Consider the following 16,963-nt stretch of genomic DNA (forward strand, 5'->3'; position numbering starts at 1 on the left):
AAAAAAGCCGCCGATTCACAAGAATCGGCGGCTTTTTTTACGTCCTGGCCCGGGTTTGCTCCGTAGCTCCCAGAGGCGGCTCTTGTCCGGCCCCGCCGATGGGAACAACCACGGTCGCGCCGTGTACCTGCGTCACGGCGGCGTAAATGCCGTAAACCGCCCGGATGGTCTCCGGATTCACCACCGACGCATCCCCAGCCGCGGCGATGGTGCCGCTGTGGAGGAACAAGAAGCGGTCGCAAAAGCGCAGGGCCAGGTTCGGATCGTGGATGACTAGGATGGCGGTGATGCCCCGGGCCTTGCACATCTGTCGGACCAGCCCCAGGACTTCATGCTGGTTCCGTATGTCCAGATTGCTGGTGGGCTCGTCCAGCAGCAGGAGCTTGGGCTCCTGCACCAGCGCCCGGGCCAGCAGAACCTTCTGCTGTTCGCCACCGGAGAGCTGATTCAGATACCGCATCGCCAGACGGCCCAGCCCCATCTGCTGAAGAACATCATTTACGATGCCGCGGTCTCGTTGGCTGACGCCCCATTTGATGTAGGGCTTTCGGCCCAGAAGCAGCGTGTCGTATACGCTCAGACGGGTACCGCCGGCCCCCTGGGCCACAAACGCCACCTGCCGTGCAAGCTCACTGAGGGAGAGGGAGAGAAGGTCCGTCCCATCCACCAGGACGGAGCCGCTCTGGGGCCTGAGGATGTGGTCAAAGCATTTGAGCAGCGTGCTTTTCCCCGCGCCGTTGCTGCCCAGGACGGCCACAAAGTCCCCGCTCTGGGCGGAGAAAGAGATGTCCCGCAGAATCTGCCGGCCGCAGGGATAGGAAAAGTTCAGGTTCTGAACAGAAATCACAGGCTCTCCCTCCCCCGAAACAGCATCCAGAGAAACAGCGGCCCCCCCAGAAACGAGGTGATGGCACCGATGGGCAGCACGATGGGGGAGAGGAGGCTCTTGCCTGCTAGGTCCCCCAGCAGCAGAAGAATGCTGCCGGTGACGGCGGAGCCAGGAATCAAAAAGCGGTAGTCGTTCCCGGTGAACCGCCGGACCATATGGGGGGCGACCAGGCCCACGAAGCTGATGACGCCCACAAAAGCTACGCTCATGGCGGCAATCAGGGTGCACAACGCCATACTGGCGTAGGACAGCAGGTCCACATTCACACCAAGACTCCTGGCGGTGGCGGCCCCGCTCTCCAGGGCGTTGTAGTTCCATCGGTTCCACAGGAAAAACAGCAGGGCGGCCAGACTGGCCAGGCCGATTATGGCAATTTCTTGCCAGCCGGGGCGACCCAAATCACCGAAGGTCCAATAGACCACCGTAGCCAGCTGTACGTCGTCTGCGAAGTATTGCAACAGCGTGGTGGCGCCGGTGAACATGGAGCTGAGGGCCACGCCCGCCAGAATCATGGCTGCGGGGGACATCCCCCGCAGGCGGCTGAGGGCCAGCACGACCGCGGTGGTGGCAAGGCCTCCTGCGAACGCGCAGACTGTCACCGTGCCGGGGGAGCGGATGGTAATGGCGGTCCCGGCGTTGGCCGCGTTCTGAACACCGGCGTCGAGCGCGATGATGGCCAGGGCCGCGCCGAAGGCCGCGCCTTGGGAAACGCCCAGCGTGGAGGCGGAGGCCAGCGGATTGTGCAGGACATTCTGCATGATGCAGCCGGAGAGGGCCAGGGCCGCGCCAACCGCGACGGCAGTCATCACCCGGGGCAGCCGCACCCGGAAGACGATGGCCTCCGTCTGGGTGGTTCCCCTGCCCAGGACGGTCTCCAGAACCTGGCTTACCGTAATTCCGGAGGAGCCACTGGCCGCGGCGAACAGCATCAGGGCGGCCAGCACCGAGAGCAGGATCAAAAGCGCAAGACGCTTTCTTCGAAGAAAGAGATCGTAGCTTTCCAGGATGTCCACGCTGAGGTAGGAATTATGCTCCAAGTTCAATCACTCCATAAAAGAGGCCGTCCGCGGCCATCTCGTCGTAATAGGCCTCCCCCAAGAGAAAGGCTAGGATTTCGTCGGCCTTTTCTGCGATGTCGATGTCGGAAAACTGCTGTGGAAACAGCACCGTGCCGGCATAGTAGGCGTCCGCCAGGGCATACCCCACGTTGGTAGAGTAGTTGTTGAAGGAGGGGCAGCTGTAGAGCTGTCCATTCCGCACCGCCCGCAGGGCCTCGAAATAGCGGGGATTCGTCTCATATTCACTGCGCACCAGGTCCAGGTTGCCAGGGTCCAGGAAGATCACGTCCGGGTCCCAGGCGACAATTTTTTCCGGGTCCGCGTCAAAATAGCCGACCTCGCCAACCTCATCGGCCACATTTTTGGCACCGATGGCCAGGAAGGGACCGAAATTGGAGTAGGTGCCGGTGAAGCCATGAGCGCCGGAGAAGGTGACGGCGCCGGCGTAGCAGGAGCGTCTTTCGGATTCGGGAATGTCCGCCGTCCGGGCGGCAAGATCCGCCTTGGCGGCGTCAATATAGGAAAGGACTGCCTCACAGCGCTCCTCCGCGCCCAGCACTTCAGAGGCCACCCGCATGGCGGTATAAAAGCTTTCGTCAATGAAGTTAATGCTGCGGGCCCGGATGGAGACACAGGGAATTCCGGTAGCTTGGGCCAGCTCCTCTAGTGCCTCCTCATTATAGCCGGAGAGAATGACATCCGGCTGAAGGCCGATTAGCTCTTCTATGTAAGCGGTGTTGCCAGTGCCGCCGCCCTTTCCGATGGAGGGCAGCGATGCGAACAGCTCATGGTTTACATGGGCATAGTCCCGAAGGGTGGAGATCTCATACTCCTTGTCCGTGTCCTCCACGCCGACAAGCAGATCGGTGCACTGGAGATAGGAGACCATCCGCAGGGCGCCTGAGCCGGTGCAGACAACGGTCTGCACCTGGGCAGGGATTGTGACCTCCCGGCCGAAGCTGTCCGTGACAACGCGGATGGCCGGAGCCTCGTCGGAGGGTGCAGTCCTGCTCTGCCCACAGGCGGACAGCAACAGAAGTAAAAGCAGTATGCTGAGAAAACGTTTCATGGGGGATTCCTCTCTTTTCCCGGGATGTTCAGCGGTCGTAGGCGCGGAAGCAGTGGGGACACACGATGCCGCCGTCCTGGAGGCGGGCCATGTGCTCCGCCACGCCCTCGCCGCAGACGGCGCAGGTGACGGTTTTGAAAATGCGGGCTGTCTCCGGCAAGGGATATTTGACCTCCGTGGTGGAGAAGAGGTCCTCTAGGGGGGACTCCAGAATTTGACGCCTGCGCTCCTCCCGGGACAGCTCCGCCGTGTTTCGCCGGGCGACAACTCGAATGCTAGTCCCGGTGCCGCGGTCATAGAAGTTATAGGCGGTCTTGCCCGCCCGACTGCAGAGAAGGTTCCCCTTGCCCATAGTGCAGCCAAGGATGGCCTGAACGGCGTCAACGGGGCAGGAGTCCGTCTCCGCGATGCACACCAGCTCCTCGTCCGGGGAGACACCGACTCCCAGTTCCTGCTGCACAAATTCGCACAGCCGGACGCCTAGGGCAAGACCCGGGCACGCATGGCCGTGGAAGGCGACGGCCTTTTCCCACAGTTCCTTATTCATAGCGGTCCTCCTTTGTGGTGGTGAGAACGTCCTCCCAGACCTGCTGGAAGGGGAGTCCGGCCCTCCGGGCGGCGGCGGCTACATCTTCATACTCCGGCTTCTCCCGGTAAACGCCCTCGCCGGAAGCACATTTAAGGCGGACGGGGCCGTAAGCCGTGTCCACGGTGCGGATAGAGGGGGAGAGAATGTACTTCCGGCAGCAGCGGGAGCGGACACCGTTGGTGCTGGTCTGCCGCAGCATCGCCTGGGCGAGGCGCTCTTCATCCCTGGGCCTGCACAGGACCGTGAAGGCGATCCCCGCCCGCCCTTTTTTCATGGTCAGAGGGATGGAGGAGACATCCAAGGCACCCTGGTCCAGCAGCTGCTCCCCGGCAAAGGCCAGGGCCTCGGCCGTCATGTCGTCAATATGACAGCACAGCTCCACAATCTCCGCCTGCTGGGGGTCTCCGACCTCCCCCAGGAAGGCCCGGACGCAGTTTGCGGCGGGAAACTCCTTTGCGCCGACACCGTAGCCGGTTTTCTCCAGCGTCATTACCGGCATGGGGCCGAACGCTCCGGCAAACTGGGACACCAGAGCCGCGCCGGTGGGGGTGCACAGCTCGCCCCGGATATCCCCGGTGTAGCAGGGAACCCCCTCCAGAAGGCGGGCGGTGGCGGGAGCCGGAACCGGCATGACGCCGTGGGCACAGCAGACCTGACCGCTGCCAAGGTGGATGGGAGAGGCGGAAATGCGGTCAGGGCGCAGCATGTGGATGGCAAGGCACACGCCGGTGACGTCCGTCACCGCGTCCAGCGCGCCCACCTCATGAAAGTGGACCTGCTCCACGGGTACGCCGTGGGCCTTGGACTCAGCCTGGGCGATGCGGCCGTAAACAGCGCTGGCAGCTGCACGGACCTCCAGGGGAAGTGCCAGCGCATCTACGATGGCGGTGACGTCCGCCATCGTGGTGTGGTGGTGACTGTGCGCATGGCCGTGTTCGTGGCCGTGATGGGCCTCGTCATGAGACATCTCATGGACGGGGGCGTGGACGGCGTCCTGATGATGACTTAGGGCTACGTCATGGCTGTGCTCCGGCTCACCTCGAACGGTGACATCCATGTGGGTACCAGTGATGCCGCAGGTGACGGCCTGGCGGGGACGCACCTCCACGCCGGGGAAGAGCTGGTTCATGGTTGCGAGAAAGCTGCTCTGCCCCGCCGGGGACAGCAGTTCATACAGCGCGGCCATCAGCATGTCCCCCGCAACGCCCATATTGCACTCCAGATATAAGATTTTCATGATTCCGCACTCTCCATTTGGTTGATTCGGCTGGCCAGGAACCCCGCGCCGAAGCCGTTGTCGATGTTCACCACACTGGTCCCGCTGGCGCAGGAGTTCAGCATGGAGAGCAGGGCGGAAAGTCCGCCCAGGGAGGCGCCATACCCCACGCTGGTAGGCACGGCAATCACCGGGCAGTCCACCAGACCGCCCACCACGCTGGCCAAGGCACCCTCCATGCCCGCCACGGCAACCACCGCCCGGGCGCTCATCAGCGGCTCCAGATTGCTCAACAGCCGGTGAAGCCCTGCCACTCCCACGTCATAAAGCCGGGTGACGCTGTTGCCCAGCACCTCGGCGGTGATAGCGGCCTCTTCCGCAACGCTCATGTCGCTGGTGCCGCCGGTGGCCACCACAATGGAACCACGGCTCTGGACCGGCTCCGGCAGGGCAACCGCCAGCCTTGCCAGCGGTTCATAGCGCAGAGGGAACTGCTCTTTCAGCGCCTCCGCCACATCCGGACCGATACGGGTAACCAGGATATTGATGCAGCCCCGCCTGCGCATGGATTCCAGAATGCCGCGGATCTGCTCCGTGGTCTTGGACTGACCGTAGATGACCTCGGGCACTCCCTGGCGGACGGCCCGGTGATAGTCTACCTTTGCGTATCCCAGATCCTCAAAGGGAGCCAGCTTCAGCCGCAACAGGGCGTCCTCCGGCGAGAGCGTCCCGTCCCGGACCTCCTGCAGGACAGAGAGAATATCGTGCTTGACAGCCATAGATCACACCGCCTCTCACTCACCCCGCCTGCGCGGGACCAAATCCAGAGTTACCAGGGAAAAGACCGGGGAGAGCCGGGCAAGAATGGTCTCCCGGTTCTCGCAGGCATAGGAAAACTGATCCTCCTGCACCTGTAGAACGGCGGCACCGCCGTGGAGCCGGATGCGGAAGTTCTGAAAGCCCAGGGAGGAGAGCAGGTTTTCGCCCTGCTCAATGCTCCAAAGGGCTTCGCGGGTGATGGGGGTTCCGGTGGGAATGCGGGTGGCAAGACAGGCATAGGCGGGCTTGTTCCACACAGATAAGTGCACCTCCCGGCACAGCTGCCGGACGTCGCCCTTTGTCAGACCGCACTCGCGCAGGGGAGAGCGGACCCGCAGCTCCCGCAGCGCGCGCATCCCGGGGCGGTCGCCCTCGTCGTCAGAGGCGTTGGTACCGTCAATCAGCAGCGAGCAGCCGTCCACGGCTGCCTGCTGCCCGATGGCAGAGAAGAGCCGGTGCTTGCAGTGATAGCAGCGGTCGGCGGGGTTGGTGCGGATCTCCGGGAACTGCAGGATATCGCCCTCGAGAATGGTCAGCGGGATGCCGCATTCGGCTGCAATCTTTTTTGCGTCCAGCAGTTCAAATTCGGGCTGAAAGACGGTGCGGACATAATACGCCCGCCAGTCCCGCCCGTACTGCGCAGCGGCCCAGACCAGCAGGGAGGAATCCACGCCGCCGGAGTACGCGATGGCGCCGTGGGAGGTGCTTTGGAAAAAATCCTGAAGTGTCATAGGGGACTCCTTTCCATATCTCCTTGGCAAGTGTTTTCATGAAAGAGGCGCCACTTCGGCGCATATCCCAAAAGAGGACAGGGCTTTCGGTCAAACAGAAAAAGAAGGCATACCTCTTCCAAAGGTATGCCTTCTGGCAGTTCCGCATGGATACATCCACGCAATAAAAGCACGCTGTGAAAAAACCGACTGCGGAGGGAAGACCTTCTGACCTTCATTTAATGCTTACCGCAGCTGTTCCGCAAGCTCTGCACGAAGAATCCGCATGGCCTCCTCAATGTAGGATTGAAGCGACTGCGAATCCCCGTTTGCAAAGTGAAATTCACATTTTTTCTGAGGGGGAAGAAAGATTTTGACCGCGTTGCTGGCCATCACCGCGGCAGCCATGGCCGGAGTGACCTCCCCCAGCAGACCGTTGGCCATGGCGATTCCGATGGGACCGATCAAAATGTCCATCTTCCCGGCATTTAAAATCAGCGCATTCTCGCCGGTGGCGCCGTCGTGGGCGCCGGCCTTCATCATGGCGGCGGTGGCAATTGCATTTGTGCCCAGCGCCCGGATCAAAACGCCGGGATACTCCCGCTTGATCTGCTCCACCAAGGCCCGGCCCATGCCGCCGCCCTGGCCGTCAATGACCGCGATGCCGGGCCGTTTGTCTGTCATGATTCCACAGCTCCCTGAACAATGTTCCATGCCGCCCGGCTGGAATTCAGGGGAAGCGGCATCAATTTTTATTCAGTGTACCAATGTTTTTCCTGCGAGTCAAGCAAAAATATGTAAAAAAAGATATCTCAAAATTATGCGATATTTACAAATAAAATTTGACATTACTGAAAATGTGTTGACATTCCTAATGAAGAGGGAATATAGTATATCTTAAGAATGGCATATACGTCAAACGAGGTGGTGACAGAACATGCAGGAGAGAAAGAGAACGGGACTCCTTGTTCAGTCCGTGGCACGCGCTGCACAGATTATCAACTGTTTCCGGACCGCGAGAGAACTGGGGATTTCCGAGATTGCGGCTGAGATGGATTTAAACAAGAGCACGGTCTTTGGCCTCGTTAACACACTGGTCCGCTATGGGTATCTGGAACAGACGGAGAATAAGAAATACCGGCTGGGCATTACGCTCTTTGAGCTCGGAAATCTGGTTCTCGCGCGGATTGACATCCGTGAGGAGACCAAGAAGGCATGCGCCTTTCTGGTGCAGAAGTATCCCGCGACGATCCACATCGCCACGCACAGTGCAGGAGAGGTCATCTACTTGGACAAGATTGAAAGGGGAGACTCTCTGATAAGCGCCTCCAATATCGGGCGGCGGGCCCCCATGTACTGTACGGGGGTGGGCAAAGCGTTGCTGGCACATCTGCCGGAAAGCTATCTGAAGGAATACGTTTTAAAGGGACCTCTGAAAAAATTTACGCCGAACACGATTTCCAGCAAAAGAGAGCTGATGAAAGAGCTGGAGCGCGTCCATGCTGCTGGCTATGCCATGGACCGGGAAGAGATAGAACAAGGATTGACATGCATCGCGGCGCCCATTTTACAGCACGACGGAGAGCCAGTACTGGCAGTCAGTCTGTCCTTCCCCTATGGGCGGATCGAAAGCGTCAATCAGGAGGATGCGGTGGCGGACATCCTGATGTGCACCAAGCAGCTCTCTGCCCGGCTGGGCTATCTCCAATGAATAAAAAAGAACCACATAGGTTCTTTTTTTACTAAAATATAAGAACGATATTTGATAATATCAAAATATGGAGAGCGACATGAATGATATTCGAGATGCCCTGTTCCGAGAGATCCAGACAAAAACCTTCCGTGCGGTGCTGACCACGGAGAGAAGCGGGGTGATCTCCGGCGTGGAGGAGGCCGCAGAGTGTGCGGCCCGACTCGGCGTTCAGTGGACCTGCAGCCTGGAGGAGGGCGCTGCGCTGGAGGCAGGAGAAACCGTGGCGGAAATCGCGGCGTCCCCGAAGCAGATGGCGCTGGCGGAGGAGAGACTTATCGGGCTGCTCGCCAAAACATCTGGGATCGCCACGGCTGCCCGCCGTGCGGTTGAGACAGCGGCAGGGCGGGTGAAAATTGTATCCGGCGCTTGGAAAAAGATGCCTCCCCAGCTGAAAATGGCAGTTCGAAAAGCTGTAGCTGTGGGCGGAGCCCAGGTCAGAATCAGCGAGGCCCCAATGCTCTACATTGACAAAAACTACATTGAGATGTTCGGCTCCGTGGAGCGGGCCCTAACTGCGGCAGCGGAGTGGAGACAGCTGAAAAAGGTCGTGCAGATCAAGGGGAAGCTCGACTCTATCCCAAGTGAGACTCGACAGGCGCTTTCCGGCGGTGGTGACGTCCTGATGATTGACACAGGACAAATCTCCGATTTGACCGCGTGTATCGAGGAGCTCTGCCGGCTGGGAGGGCGGAATCAGGTGCAGGTTGCCTTTTCCGGAAACGTCCGCATCCGGGACATTCCGGTGATGGCGGATTTGGGCGTGGACATTCTGGGAATCGGCAAGGAAATTATTGACGCTCAGCTTCTGGATATGCGGCTTGACGTTGTGGAGGAGATTAAACCATGAGCTTGAATCTGCTGGAAAAGACAGAACTCTGGGTCAGTGATGTGACCCTGGACCAGGCGAACTTGACAGAGATGGCTGCCGCAGTGGCGCGGGTGCTGGGGCTGCAGGAGGACAAGGTGATGGTGGTGGATGTCCGTTCATCACATATCACATTTGATATTACAGAAAAAGAAGTGCAGCAAGAAAACCTCATGGGAAAGGAAGCACAGCTGCTGCAGGCACTGAGGGAGATTCCAGGCGTGTATCTGACAGAGGAATCTGAGGTCCACTCCAACGGGATTCTTGGATTGATCTGCGCGGTGTCCAGTGACCAGCGGGAGATTCTGCGCCGGGTGGACGACATCCGCAGTCAAATCATGGAGAAGGTTTCCCGTCGGGCTATCGTGTTTCCGACAGGCTTTGAGATAGAGGAAGGCCTCATTGAGGACACAAACACCCCCTATCTCAAAAAGCTGTTGGAGGAAAACGGTTATCAAGTGGTAGTCGGTGATGTAATTCCAGATGACGAATATGTGATGACGGAGATCCTCTCGGATGCGGTGTCCAGAGGCTTTGGACTGATTCTCACCTCCGGCGGCGTTGGCGCGGAGGATAAGGATCACTCCGTGGAGAGCATTCTGCACTTAGACGCGTCCGCAGCTACGCCGTATATCGTAAAATATGAAAAAGGACACGGACGGCACGTCAAGGACGGCGTCCGAGTCGGAGTCGGACAGGTTGGGATTGCGACGCTGATCACTCTTCCGGGACCGCATGACGAGGTGGAGATGACTGCGCCGAAAATGGTTGAACTGCTGAAAGCGGGGTGTGCAAAAGAGGAGATTGCGGCAGTGCTTGCCAGGATTCTGGCAGAGAAGTGGCAGCCATGAGACGGCTGCCGCAGAGTGAGCCATGAAATCTGCATACAATCATGAGAACAGAAAGGAAGAGACGCATGAATATTGAAAGGGCAGCAGACATTCTGTACAAAGCGGAAAACGAGCGCAGGCAGGTGGCAATGCTCAGCCAGGACAATCCTGACATGACGATTGACGACGCCTATATGGTGCAGCTGCGCAACATCGCCCGTAGAGTGGAGGCTGGAGAGAAGATCGTTGGCATGAAGATCGGCCTAACCAGCAAGGCCATGCAGCAGCTGCTCGGCGTGGATGTGCCGGACTACGGACACCTGCTGAGCTCCATGCTTCTACTGGAAGGGCAGCCCTGTCTGGCGGATGAGCTGATTCAGCCCAAGGTGGAGGGTGAGCTGGCCTTCTGTCTGAGGGCGCCCTTGAAGGGCCCCTCCGTGACGATCGCGGACGTGTATAACGCCACAGAATATGTGGTTCCCGCACTGGAGATTGTGGACTCCCGGATCAAGGACTGGAAGATCAAGCTGGTGGACACAATCGCTGACAATGGGTCCTCTGCCCGACTGGTGGTGGGCAGCCGCATGACGCCAATTCACCAGGTGGATATGCGGCTGACGGGTATGACTCTGGAAAAGAATGGTGAACTGGTGAACAGTGGCACGACCGCGGAGGTCTGGGGGAATCCCGCGGCGGCGGTGGCCTGGCTTGCCAATGCGCTTTCAGCCTATGATATTGAGTTAGCGGCAGGCAGTATTGTGCTGGCCGGAGCCCTGACAGCGGCGCTGCCGGCAAAGGCGGGCGACTCTTTTACTGCCAGCTTCTGCGGGTTGGGCAGTGTCAGCGTGAGATTTGTATAAGACGTATCTTGAAACCATTCTAGTTATTTACAGGAGGATACACTGTGAAACATGTAACGTTGAAAGCAGTCGTGGATCAAGAGCTCTGTATCGGCTGCAAGCTCTGCGAGAAGGTATGCCCCGTCTATGCCATTTCTGTTGTGGACAAAAAGGCAACGCTGCAGGATGACCACAAGTGCCGGGGCTGCGCGAACTGCGCGGACCGCTGCCCGCGCTATGCCATCAAGATGGTGGAACGGGACGATCCCTTTGATGTGGGTGTGGATGTAAGTCAATTTGACCCTGAAAAGATCCGGGAGATCTGCAAAAGGGCACACCTGAACCCGGAACAGGTCCTGTGCTACTGTGTCGGCACCCGGGCGGAGGAGGTGGCTGCGGCGCTCCTTTCCGGCGCGACTACTCCGGAGGAGGTCTCCTCTATGACCGGAATGCGCACAGGGTGCACCATCGAGTGCATCCAGCCCATGCTCCGCATGGTCAAGGCCGCCGGCAATGAGCTGCATCCCGATCCCAATGGGTACCAGTGGTATGGAACCACCGTGACCGCGTGGGACATCCCCGAGGCGGTCAAAGAGAAGTACAGCTCCCGCGGCTTCTACTTTGATGAGGACCGGAGGCTGCTGGATGAGATTGCGGAGATCCGCGTGAATGATTCTGCCAAGGAGGATCAGTAATATGGAAAACAAGATGATGCATCCCCCCATTATGCCGATTGCGCCCAGACCCTCCCAATACGGTATTGAACCTGCTCTTGTGAAAAGGAGAGTGGCGGAGATGCCGGGTATGGTCTCGCTGAAGCTCAAGGAGCTGTTCCCGGATTTGCCGGATGTTATTTACCCAGGACCGGAAGACGCGCTGGAGAAGCTATATGAGGTGGCGAAGGAAGAGCTGCGCAAGGTGGACATGAGCATGATTCAGCCGGATCAGTCCGTGAATGTGCTGGCTTCCCATCACGGTTTCACGCTGTTCGGCGGCCAGCCCTATGCAATCCTGCTCAAGGCCATCCGTGACGTTATCATTGAAAAGACCGGTTGCCGGAATATCCGGCTGCGTGCTGGCGTTGGCATGCGCTTCCGCGAGACGGAGGAGTATATGAAGCGCTACGGCTTGGATACTTATTACGAGGGCAAGGTTAAGGGAATTGCTCCTGTGGATGAGGGAATTCCCATTGAGACGGAAGTAGGCACGCTCTATGGCCTGAAGTCCGTCTATGACGCGGATTGGATCATCCACGCCCACCATACCGATGTGCGCGAGGTCCACTTTCACAGACAGATCGATAAGGCCGTCAAGCCTTTCGGTATGTCCTACGCGCGTATTGAGACTAGATCCACCTACCACCAGAATCTGGGGCCCAGGGCTGCTAACTTTACGGCACGCGCCATCTTTGAGTCGGAGTTCGTACAGAGCAAATTTGCTTTTGCGGCCTTTTTAAATGTAGGTCCCCACGGCGTCATCGGCGTGGACGCAGATAATGACCTGTACGCTGTCAACGACCGCGCGACCTTCATAGGCTGCCAGATTTACGGCAAAATCATGACGTTGTTTGGAGAGATTGACGAGTGTATTGCGGCGCTGGACTTCCCCTGCCCAGTGCCCTATGTGTTCTCTGCCGGCGTTATTTACGCCAACTTTGTGGGCGCTAACACGGATCTGTACGACATGGAAAAAACGCCGTTGCCTGCGTATACCTGGTATACAGAGGCATTCTACGGCAAAAACGGCAAGCCTCTGCTGGACGGGATTCCCCCGCTGAATCCGGCTATCAAGATGTGCGTGCACAACTACTCCTGGACCGGGTACCCTTCTGCATTCTTTTCTGAGCATATCCCCACAGTTGTCGTGGGTGCAGAGCAGGCCAAGATGTTCGACATGGAGCCCATGAATATCAAATACATGGATCACGCTGTCGTCGCCAAGACCACGGAGGGAGCCATGAACTTCGCCTATAACGCCACGGGAACCGACAAGGTCATCATCTTTGACGGCGCCATGGGTGGCCTGAATTGTTCCAGATCCCTGGCAGAGCTGTTGATTGCCAAGGCGCCAGAGGTTAGCGAGCGGGTGGAAAAGGAATTGATGCCCAAGTGGTTCCGTCAGCGCGGAGTGGACATGTCCGTGCTGAACAAGCTAAAGAACCGATAAAAAAACACCCGCTTTCAGTGAGCCACTGTCCGGACAGTGGGAGCATGGATGGTCGCATGCACCGTTGCTCCAGCCCGTCCGGGGAGGTATACTGATCGGAGCGGGGGAGAGGAGCGTTGCTGATGAAGCCGATTTTGCGCGACTGGCTGAAGGAGCTGGAGAGCCAGGGCACACTTAAAAAGATTCACAAGACGGTGAGCCCCATCCACGAGCTTGCCGCGGTGGGCAAAAAGTTGGAGCCCGACTGCGGCGCACTGTTTGAGCATGTAGAGGGAAGTGACATGCCGGTTCTCACCGGAATCGTTACCTCCCGAGAGGCAATTGCCCGCTCCATGGGGCTGACCTATCCGCAGCTCATGGAAAAGTTTACCGAGGCTCTGAGCAATTTGACACCATGCAGGATTGTGGATGGCGCAGGCCTTGCGGTGAAAGAGCGCATCATGATCGGGGACCAAGTAGATCTGGGCATGCTGCCTGCCTGTGTGCATCATGAAAAGGACGGCGGACGATACCTGACCGCCGCGCTGTGCATCACCAAGGACCCGGAGACCGGAATCCGCAACGTGGCGATTCACCGCCATGAGATCCGAGATAGGAATCATCTTGGCGCTTTACTGTTGCCGCGGCACACCAACCAGCTGTTCAACATGGCAGAGGCAGCCGGAAGGCCGCTGGAAATCGCGCTGGCAATCGGAGTCCATCCCTCCTTACTGCTGGCCTCCCAGGCCACCACGCAACTTGGCGTTGATGAGTTTGAGATCGGCGGAACCCTGTTGGGAGAGCCAGTGGAGCTGACCCGCTGTGAGACGGTAGACATTGAGGTGCCGGTGGAGAGCGAGATCATTCTGGAGGGGCGGATTCTGCCCCATGTGCGGGAGGCCGAGGGCCCTTTTGGAGAATATCCCCGTACCTATGGCCCCGAGGCACCCCGGCATGTCATTGAGATCACGGCAGTCACCTGCCGGAGCCAGCCCTACTACCACACGATTATTCCAGCCACCATGGAGCATCTGTTGCTGGGGGCTGTTTCCCGTGAGGCCACGATGATGCAGCTTATCCGGCAGGCTACGCCTAACATCAAAAACGTGCATATTACGCCGGCAAGTGGCTGCCGCTATCACGTGGTGCTCCAAATAGCTCAAAAGTATGAGGGCGAGGCCAAAAATGCCATGTTTGCCGCCTTTGCCAGCAGCACAGAGATCAAGCACGTGGTGGCCGTCGATACCGATATTGACATCTACGATCCCCAGGACGTGGAGTGGGCAATCGCCAACCGCGTGCAGGCATCCCGGGACGTATTCGTGATTTCAGGCGCCATGGGGAATAAGTTGGACCCATCCTCGAATCACGGGACAAGCGACAAGATGGGGATTGACGCCACGATCCCTGTGGATGCCGACCGTGCAAGATATGAAAAGATCCGCATCTCCGGGTTTGATCATGTTGATCTGAGGGACTATTTGGATTGACAGCCCGGAGGGGCGGGGCGCACCCACAGGTGGTTTTATGGAAAAGGGGCAGGAGTCCGATGAATCGGGCTCCTGCCCCTTCGTGCGGCGGAGGGGGATATGACTGCTGAGTGAGGGCGCTGCCGTTAAGTGGCCTTGACGGCAGCCAGCACATCCTGGCGAAACGCGCGCTCCGCGAGGGAGAGCTGGCGGTCACACCGGTGGACCAGAACGACATTGGTCGAAACATTGACGTCGCGCAAGCGGAGAAGCTTAAACTCAGGGTTGTTGATTGCCTCGGCGTCGGCAACAGTGACGCGGGCGACCAGCGAGTGGTCGTTGGCGACAAGGTTATAAATCTGGAGAGCCTGATTCGTCTGAAAGACAATAAGCGGATGGATATGATGCTCTTCAAACAGCTGATCCAGTTTTGCGCGGATAGCGGTGCGCTGCGCGGGGAAAATCATGCGGGCACCCTGCAGCTGCTCAATGGGGATCTCGTTCAGCTGGGCCAGGGGATTACTTCGGTGAACGATGAAACAGTGTTCGACCCAGAAGAGTGGAATGACCTCAAACTGACTACCCCAATCATCAATATCATAGCTGATTGCAAAATTACACTCGTCATTTTCGAGGTATTGGGCACAGTCACTGGAGTAGCACTCGCCGATGGAAATCTCTATGCCGGAGGTGTTGTCCAGCAGGAGCCGCTGAAGCGCCAGCGGGCTCTTGGAGATGATGTTATAGACACAGATGACGGAGATGTGGTTGTCGGAGCCGCCGGAGAACAGGAAATGGTTCTGCAGCTTATCAAATTCGGACACAATGCTCGAGGCCTGTTCCAGGAAAAACTTCCCTTGGTCCGTTAGAACCAGGGAGTTGCTCTTCCGATAAAACAGATCACAGTGAAGCTCAGACTCCAGCCGGCGGACCGCACTGCTCAATCCCTGCTGTGAGATAAACAAACTCTCTGCGGCGTGGGAGATGCTCCCATGTTTGCAGATTTCGAGAAAGTACTTCATCTGTTTAATATCCATGGCCCGTATCCTTTCCGAAAAACTTGCACGGAGATGAGGTGATATCGGTCAAAATAACGATAAGTTTTTATGATAAAAATAACATGTTTTTTGATTTTTGTCAAATTTCCTTGCACGATTGACTTGAAAACAGCGGCCTAGGTGAAAAAACTTTGTCTAAAATGGCCAGCAACTCTTTGTTGTAAGCCGGCAACTTTCTGTGGGGAAAGGTAAGAAATACTTGTGATTGGCGCTATTTTATACTGTTTGTGATACGCAAAAATCCTCCATATAATGAAAGTAATCTGAGATAAAAGATGTAAGTGTCAAAACTGCAGGGTAAGGAGAACAGCGCCATGAATTATGAAGGAATATATCGGTCAAAGCTGACGGATAAATCCACGGCGATGGATTTGGTCAAATCCAACGACAGGATCATGGTCTATGGTGGAGCAAATGTGTTTTTGGAGAGCCTCTGTGAGAGAAGCGAGCAGCTGGAAAATGTGGAGCTCTACACCATGTTCATGCTGAACCAGGATTATCCGTTTCTGAGAGGCCAGACCGAGGGACATATCACGCATTACGGAACATTTGTCAGCCCTCCAATGCGGGCTGCCGCAAAGGATGGCTTCCCGCAGGGAACCATTCTGGCCCACTATAGCGACACAGACCGCATGGTACAGCAGAGAATCAAGCCTACTTTTATGTTTGTTCAGTGTACCCCCATGGACAGCGAGGGTTATTTCACCATGGGCTTCAATTCCTTAGGCCACGCCATCGGCATTGAGATGGCGGAGAGGATCGTAGTTCAGGTCAACCCCCGGCTGCCTCGGATTCTGGGAGAGTGCAACAAGATCCATATCAGTAAGGTGACTGCAGTCTTTGAGGAGGAGGCGCAGCTGTACACAGCCCCTAAGAAAGAAGTTTTTGATGAGACTGATTATAAGGCGGCACAGCTGATCGCCGACCGGATTCCCAACGGCGCGACGCTGCAGATCGGCGTCGGGCGAATCCCCGACGCAGTGGGGAATCTGCTGGACGGCCACAAAGACTTGGGCGTTCACACGGAGATGTTTTCCGTCTCGCTGATGAATCTCATGAAAAAGGGCGTCATTAACAACAGCCGGAAATCCTTGAAACCCGGAAAGACCGTGTTTGCGTTCGCAGGCGGACAGCGGGCCACCCAGGAAATTTACGATTTCGTGGACAACAACCCCGACATTGAGATGAACCCAATTTCCTGGGTCAACGATCCGTATGTGGTCGCAGAGCTTACGAACTTCATCTCCATCAACTCCGCGATTGCGGTGGATCTGACCGGTCAGGTCTGTTCGGAGAGCATTGGCACCACCACCTTCAGCGGCCCGGGCGGGCAGGCGGACTTTATCCGCGGAGCCAAGCTGGCCCCTGGCGGACAGTCCTACATTCTCATCAATTCCACCGGTAAGAAAAAAGATGGAACGCTCTTCTCCAAGATCAACCTGGCGCTGGCCCCCGGTTCTGGTGTCACAGGCTCTCGGGCCGACGTGCAGTACATTGTGACGGAGTACGGTGTCGCGGAGATCCGCTTCCGCAGCATTGCGGAGCGTGCCCGGGCCATGATTTCCATCGCGCACCCCCAGTTCCGTGAGCAGCTGACGTATGAGGCCAGAAAGGCTGGCTACTTCATCTGACACGGCCCCAGAGGAGTTAGAGG

Annotated in this window: 17 protein-coding genes; 8 read left to right on the forward strand and 9 right to left on the reverse strand. The window is 57.7% G+C overall.

Annotated features, from left to right (window positions below):
• Positions 1–37 precede the first annotated feature (37 nt).
• The 8 genes from KJS55_RS10530 to KJS55_RS10565 form a co-directional block, all read right to left on the reverse strand.
• Positions 38–847, reverse strand: a complete 810-nt coding sequence (locus tag KJS55_RS10530) for an ABC transporter ATP-binding protein (protein ID WP_187029622.1) — start codon at positions 845–847, stop codon at positions 38–40.
• Positions 844–1,926 carry a FecCD family ABC transporter permease gene (locus tag KJS55_RS10535; protein ID WP_228300514.1) on the reverse strand — a complete coding sequence of 361 codons (1,083 nt, stop codon included), beginning with the start codon at positions 1,924–1,926 and terminating at the stop codon, positions 844–846. Before KJS55_RS10535 ends, KJS55_RS10530 begins: the two co-directional genes overlap by 4 nt.
• Positions 1,916–3,016, reverse strand: coding sequence for an iron ABC transporter substrate-binding protein (locus KJS55_RS10540; RefSeq protein ID WP_187029624.1), 1,101 nt, complete (start codon positions 3,014–3,016; stop codon positions 1,916–1,918). The genes KJS55_RS10535 and KJS55_RS10540 overlap by 11 nt, the downstream gene beginning before the upstream one ends.
• 28 nt (positions 3,017–3,044) lie before the next feature.
• Positions 3,045–3,563 carry an FmdE family protein gene (locus tag KJS55_RS10545; protein WP_187029626.1) on the reverse strand — a complete coding sequence of 173 codons (519 nt, stop codon included), beginning with the start codon at positions 3,561–3,563 and terminating at the stop codon, positions 3,045–3,047.
• Positions 3,556–4,842, reverse strand: a complete 1,287-nt coding sequence (larC, locus tag KJS55_RS10550; protein WP_213543307.1) for a nickel pincer cofactor biosynthesis protein LarC — start codon at positions 4,840–4,842, stop codon at positions 3,556–3,558. Before larC ends, KJS55_RS10545 begins: the two co-directional genes overlap by 8 nt.
• Positions 4,839–5,600 carry a nickel pincer cofactor biosynthesis protein LarB gene (gene larB / locus KJS55_RS10555; RefSeq protein ID WP_213543308.1) on the reverse strand — a complete coding sequence of 254 codons (762 nt, stop codon included), beginning with the start codon at positions 5,598–5,600 and terminating at the stop codon, positions 4,839–4,841. The genes larC and larB overlap by 4 nt, the downstream gene beginning before the upstream one ends.
• Before the next feature lie 15 nt (positions 5,601–5,615).
• Positions 5,616–6,371, reverse strand: a complete 756-nt coding sequence (gene larE / locus KJS55_RS10560; RefSeq protein WP_187029632.1) for an ATP-dependent sacrificial sulfur transferase LarE — start codon at positions 6,369–6,371, stop codon at positions 5,616–5,618.
• Between the two features lie 225 nt (positions 6,372–6,596).
• Positions 6,597–7,034: a DUF3842 family protein gene (locus tag KJS55_RS10565; protein WP_187029634.1), complete on the reverse strand. Its 438-nt coding sequence runs from the start codon at positions 7,032–7,034 to the stop codon at positions 6,597–6,599.
• Between the two features lie 253 nt (positions 7,035–7,287).
• Here KJS55_RS10565 and KJS55_RS10570 point away from each other — a divergent pair, with 253 nt between their 5' ends.
• The 7 genes from KJS55_RS10570 to KJS55_RS10600 all read left to right on the forward strand — a co-directional run bounded on the left by KJS55_RS10570 (position 7,288) and on the right by KJS55_RS10600 (position 14,272).
• Positions 7,288–8,061: an IclR family transcriptional regulator gene (locus KJS55_RS10570; protein ID WP_187029636.1), complete on the forward strand. Its 774-nt coding sequence runs from the start codon at positions 7,288–7,290 to the stop codon at positions 8,059–8,061.
• 79 nt (positions 8,062–8,140) lie between these two features.
• Positions 8,141–8,950, forward strand: coding sequence for a beta/alpha barrel domain-containing protein (locus tag KJS55_RS10575; RefSeq protein ID WP_213543309.1), 810 nt, complete (start codon positions 8,141–8,143; stop codon positions 8,948–8,950).
• Entirely contained in the window at positions 8,947–9,819 is an 873-nt protein-coding gene (locus KJS55_RS10580; protein WP_187029640.1) for a molybdopterin-binding protein, read from the forward strand. The genes KJS55_RS10575 and KJS55_RS10580 overlap by 4 nt, the downstream gene beginning before the upstream one ends.
• Positions 9,820–9,884: 65 nt before the next feature.
• Positions 9,885–10,658, forward strand: a complete 774-nt coding sequence (locus tag KJS55_RS10585) for a 2-keto-4-pentenoate hydratase (protein ID WP_213543310.1) — start codon at positions 9,885–9,887, stop codon at positions 10,656–10,658.
• Positions 10,659–10,702: 44 nt separating this feature from the next.
• A complete protein-coding gene (locus tag KJS55_RS10590) occupies positions 10,703–11,332 on the forward strand; it encodes a 4Fe-4S binding protein (protein WP_187029644.1) in 630 nt (209 codons plus the stop codon).
• Between the two features lies 1 nt (position 11,333).
• Positions 11,334–12,803 (forward strand): hypothetical protein, encoded by a 1,470-nt coding sequence (locus KJS55_RS10595; RefSeq protein WP_207724337.1) that lies wholly within the window; start codon positions 11,334–11,336, stop codon positions 12,801–12,803.
• Between the two features lie 122 nt (positions 12,804–12,925).
• A complete protein-coding gene (locus tag KJS55_RS10600; protein ID WP_213543311.1) occupies positions 12,926–14,272 on the forward strand; it encodes a UbiD family decarboxylase in 1,347 nt (448 codons plus the stop codon).
• Between the two features lie 125 nt (positions 14,273–14,397).
• Here KJS55_RS10600 and KJS55_RS10605 read toward each other — a convergent pair whose 3' ends face one another.
• The gene (locus tag KJS55_RS10605; protein WP_187029648.1) at positions 14,398–15,288 is read right to left on the reverse strand and encodes a LysR family transcriptional regulator; all 891 of its coding nucleotides are present in this window, start codon (positions 15,286–15,288) and stop codon (positions 14,398–14,400) included.
• A gap of 335 nt (positions 15,289–15,623) precedes the next feature.
• Between KJS55_RS10605 and KJS55_RS10610 the strand changes: the two genes are divergently transcribed.
• Entirely contained in the window at positions 15,624–16,940 is a 1,317-nt protein-coding gene (locus KJS55_RS10610; protein ID WP_213543312.1) for an acetyl-CoA hydrolase/transferase family protein, read from the forward strand.
• Positions 16,941–16,963 lie beyond the last annotated feature (23 nt).

This window comes from Pusillibacter faecalis, assembly GCF_018408705.1.
Taxonomy (GTDB): domain Bacteria; phylum Bacillota; class Clostridia; order Oscillospirales; family Oscillospiraceae; genus Oscillibacter; species Oscillibacter faecalis.

What these genes read in the sequence shown, in the direction of transcription:
- larC (WP_213543307.1), bottom strand. Translation starts at nt 4,842, where the DNA reads ATGAAAATCTTATATCTGGAGTGCAATATGGGCGTTGCGGGGGACATG.
- larE (WP_187029632.1), bottom strand. Translation starts at nt 6,371, where the DNA reads ATGACACTTCAGGATTTTTTCCAAAGCACCTCCCACGGCGCCATCGCG.
- KJS55_RS10575 (WP_213543309.1), top strand. Translation starts at nt 8,141, where the DNA reads ATGAATGATATTCGAGATGCCCTGTTCCGAGAGATCCAGACAAAAACC.
- KJS55_RS10585 (WP_213543310.1), top strand. Translation starts at nt 9,885, where the DNA reads ATGAATATTGAAAGGGCAGCAGACATTCTGTACAAAGCGGAAAACGAG.
- KJS55_RS10610 (WP_213543312.1), top strand. Translation starts at nt 15,624, where the DNA reads ATGAATTATGAAGGAATATATCGGTCAAAGCTGACGGATAAATCCACG.
- KJS55_RS10565 (WP_187029634.1), bottom strand. Translation starts at nt 7,034, where the DNA reads ATGACAGACAAACGGCCCGGCATCGCGGTCATTGACGGCCAGGGCGGC.
- KJS55_RS10540 (WP_187029624.1), bottom strand. Translation starts at nt 3,016, where the DNA reads ATGAAACGTTTTCTCAGCATACTGCTTTTACTTCTGTTGCTGTCCGCC.
- KJS55_RS10570 (WP_187029636.1), top strand. Translation starts at nt 7,288, where the DNA reads ATGCAGGAGAGAAAGAGAACGGGACTCCTTGTTCAGTCCGTGGCACGC.
- KJS55_RS10605 (WP_187029648.1), bottom strand. Translation starts at nt 15,288, where the DNA reads ATGGATATTAAACAGATGAAGTACTTTCTCGAAATCTGCAAACATGGG.
- KJS55_RS10600 (WP_213543311.1), top strand. Translation starts at nt 12,926, where the DNA reads ATGAAGCCGATTTTGCGCGACTGGCTGAAGGAGCTGGAGAGCCAGGGC.
- KJS55_RS10545 (WP_187029626.1), bottom strand. Translation starts at nt 3,563, where the DNA reads ATGAATAAGGAACTGTGGGAAAAGGCCGTCGCCTTCCACGGCCATGCG.
- larB (WP_213543308.1), bottom strand. Translation starts at nt 5,600, where the DNA reads ATGGCTGTCAAGCACGATATTCTCTCTGTCCTGCAGGAGGTCCGGGAC.
- KJS55_RS10580 (WP_187029640.1), top strand. Translation starts at nt 8,947, where the DNA reads ATGAGCTTGAATCTGCTGGAAAAGACAGAACTCTGGGTCAGTGATGTG.
- KJS55_RS10595 (WP_207724337.1), top strand. Translation starts at nt 11,334, where the DNA reads ATGGAAAACAAGATGATGCATCCCCCCATTATGCCGATTGCGCCCAGA.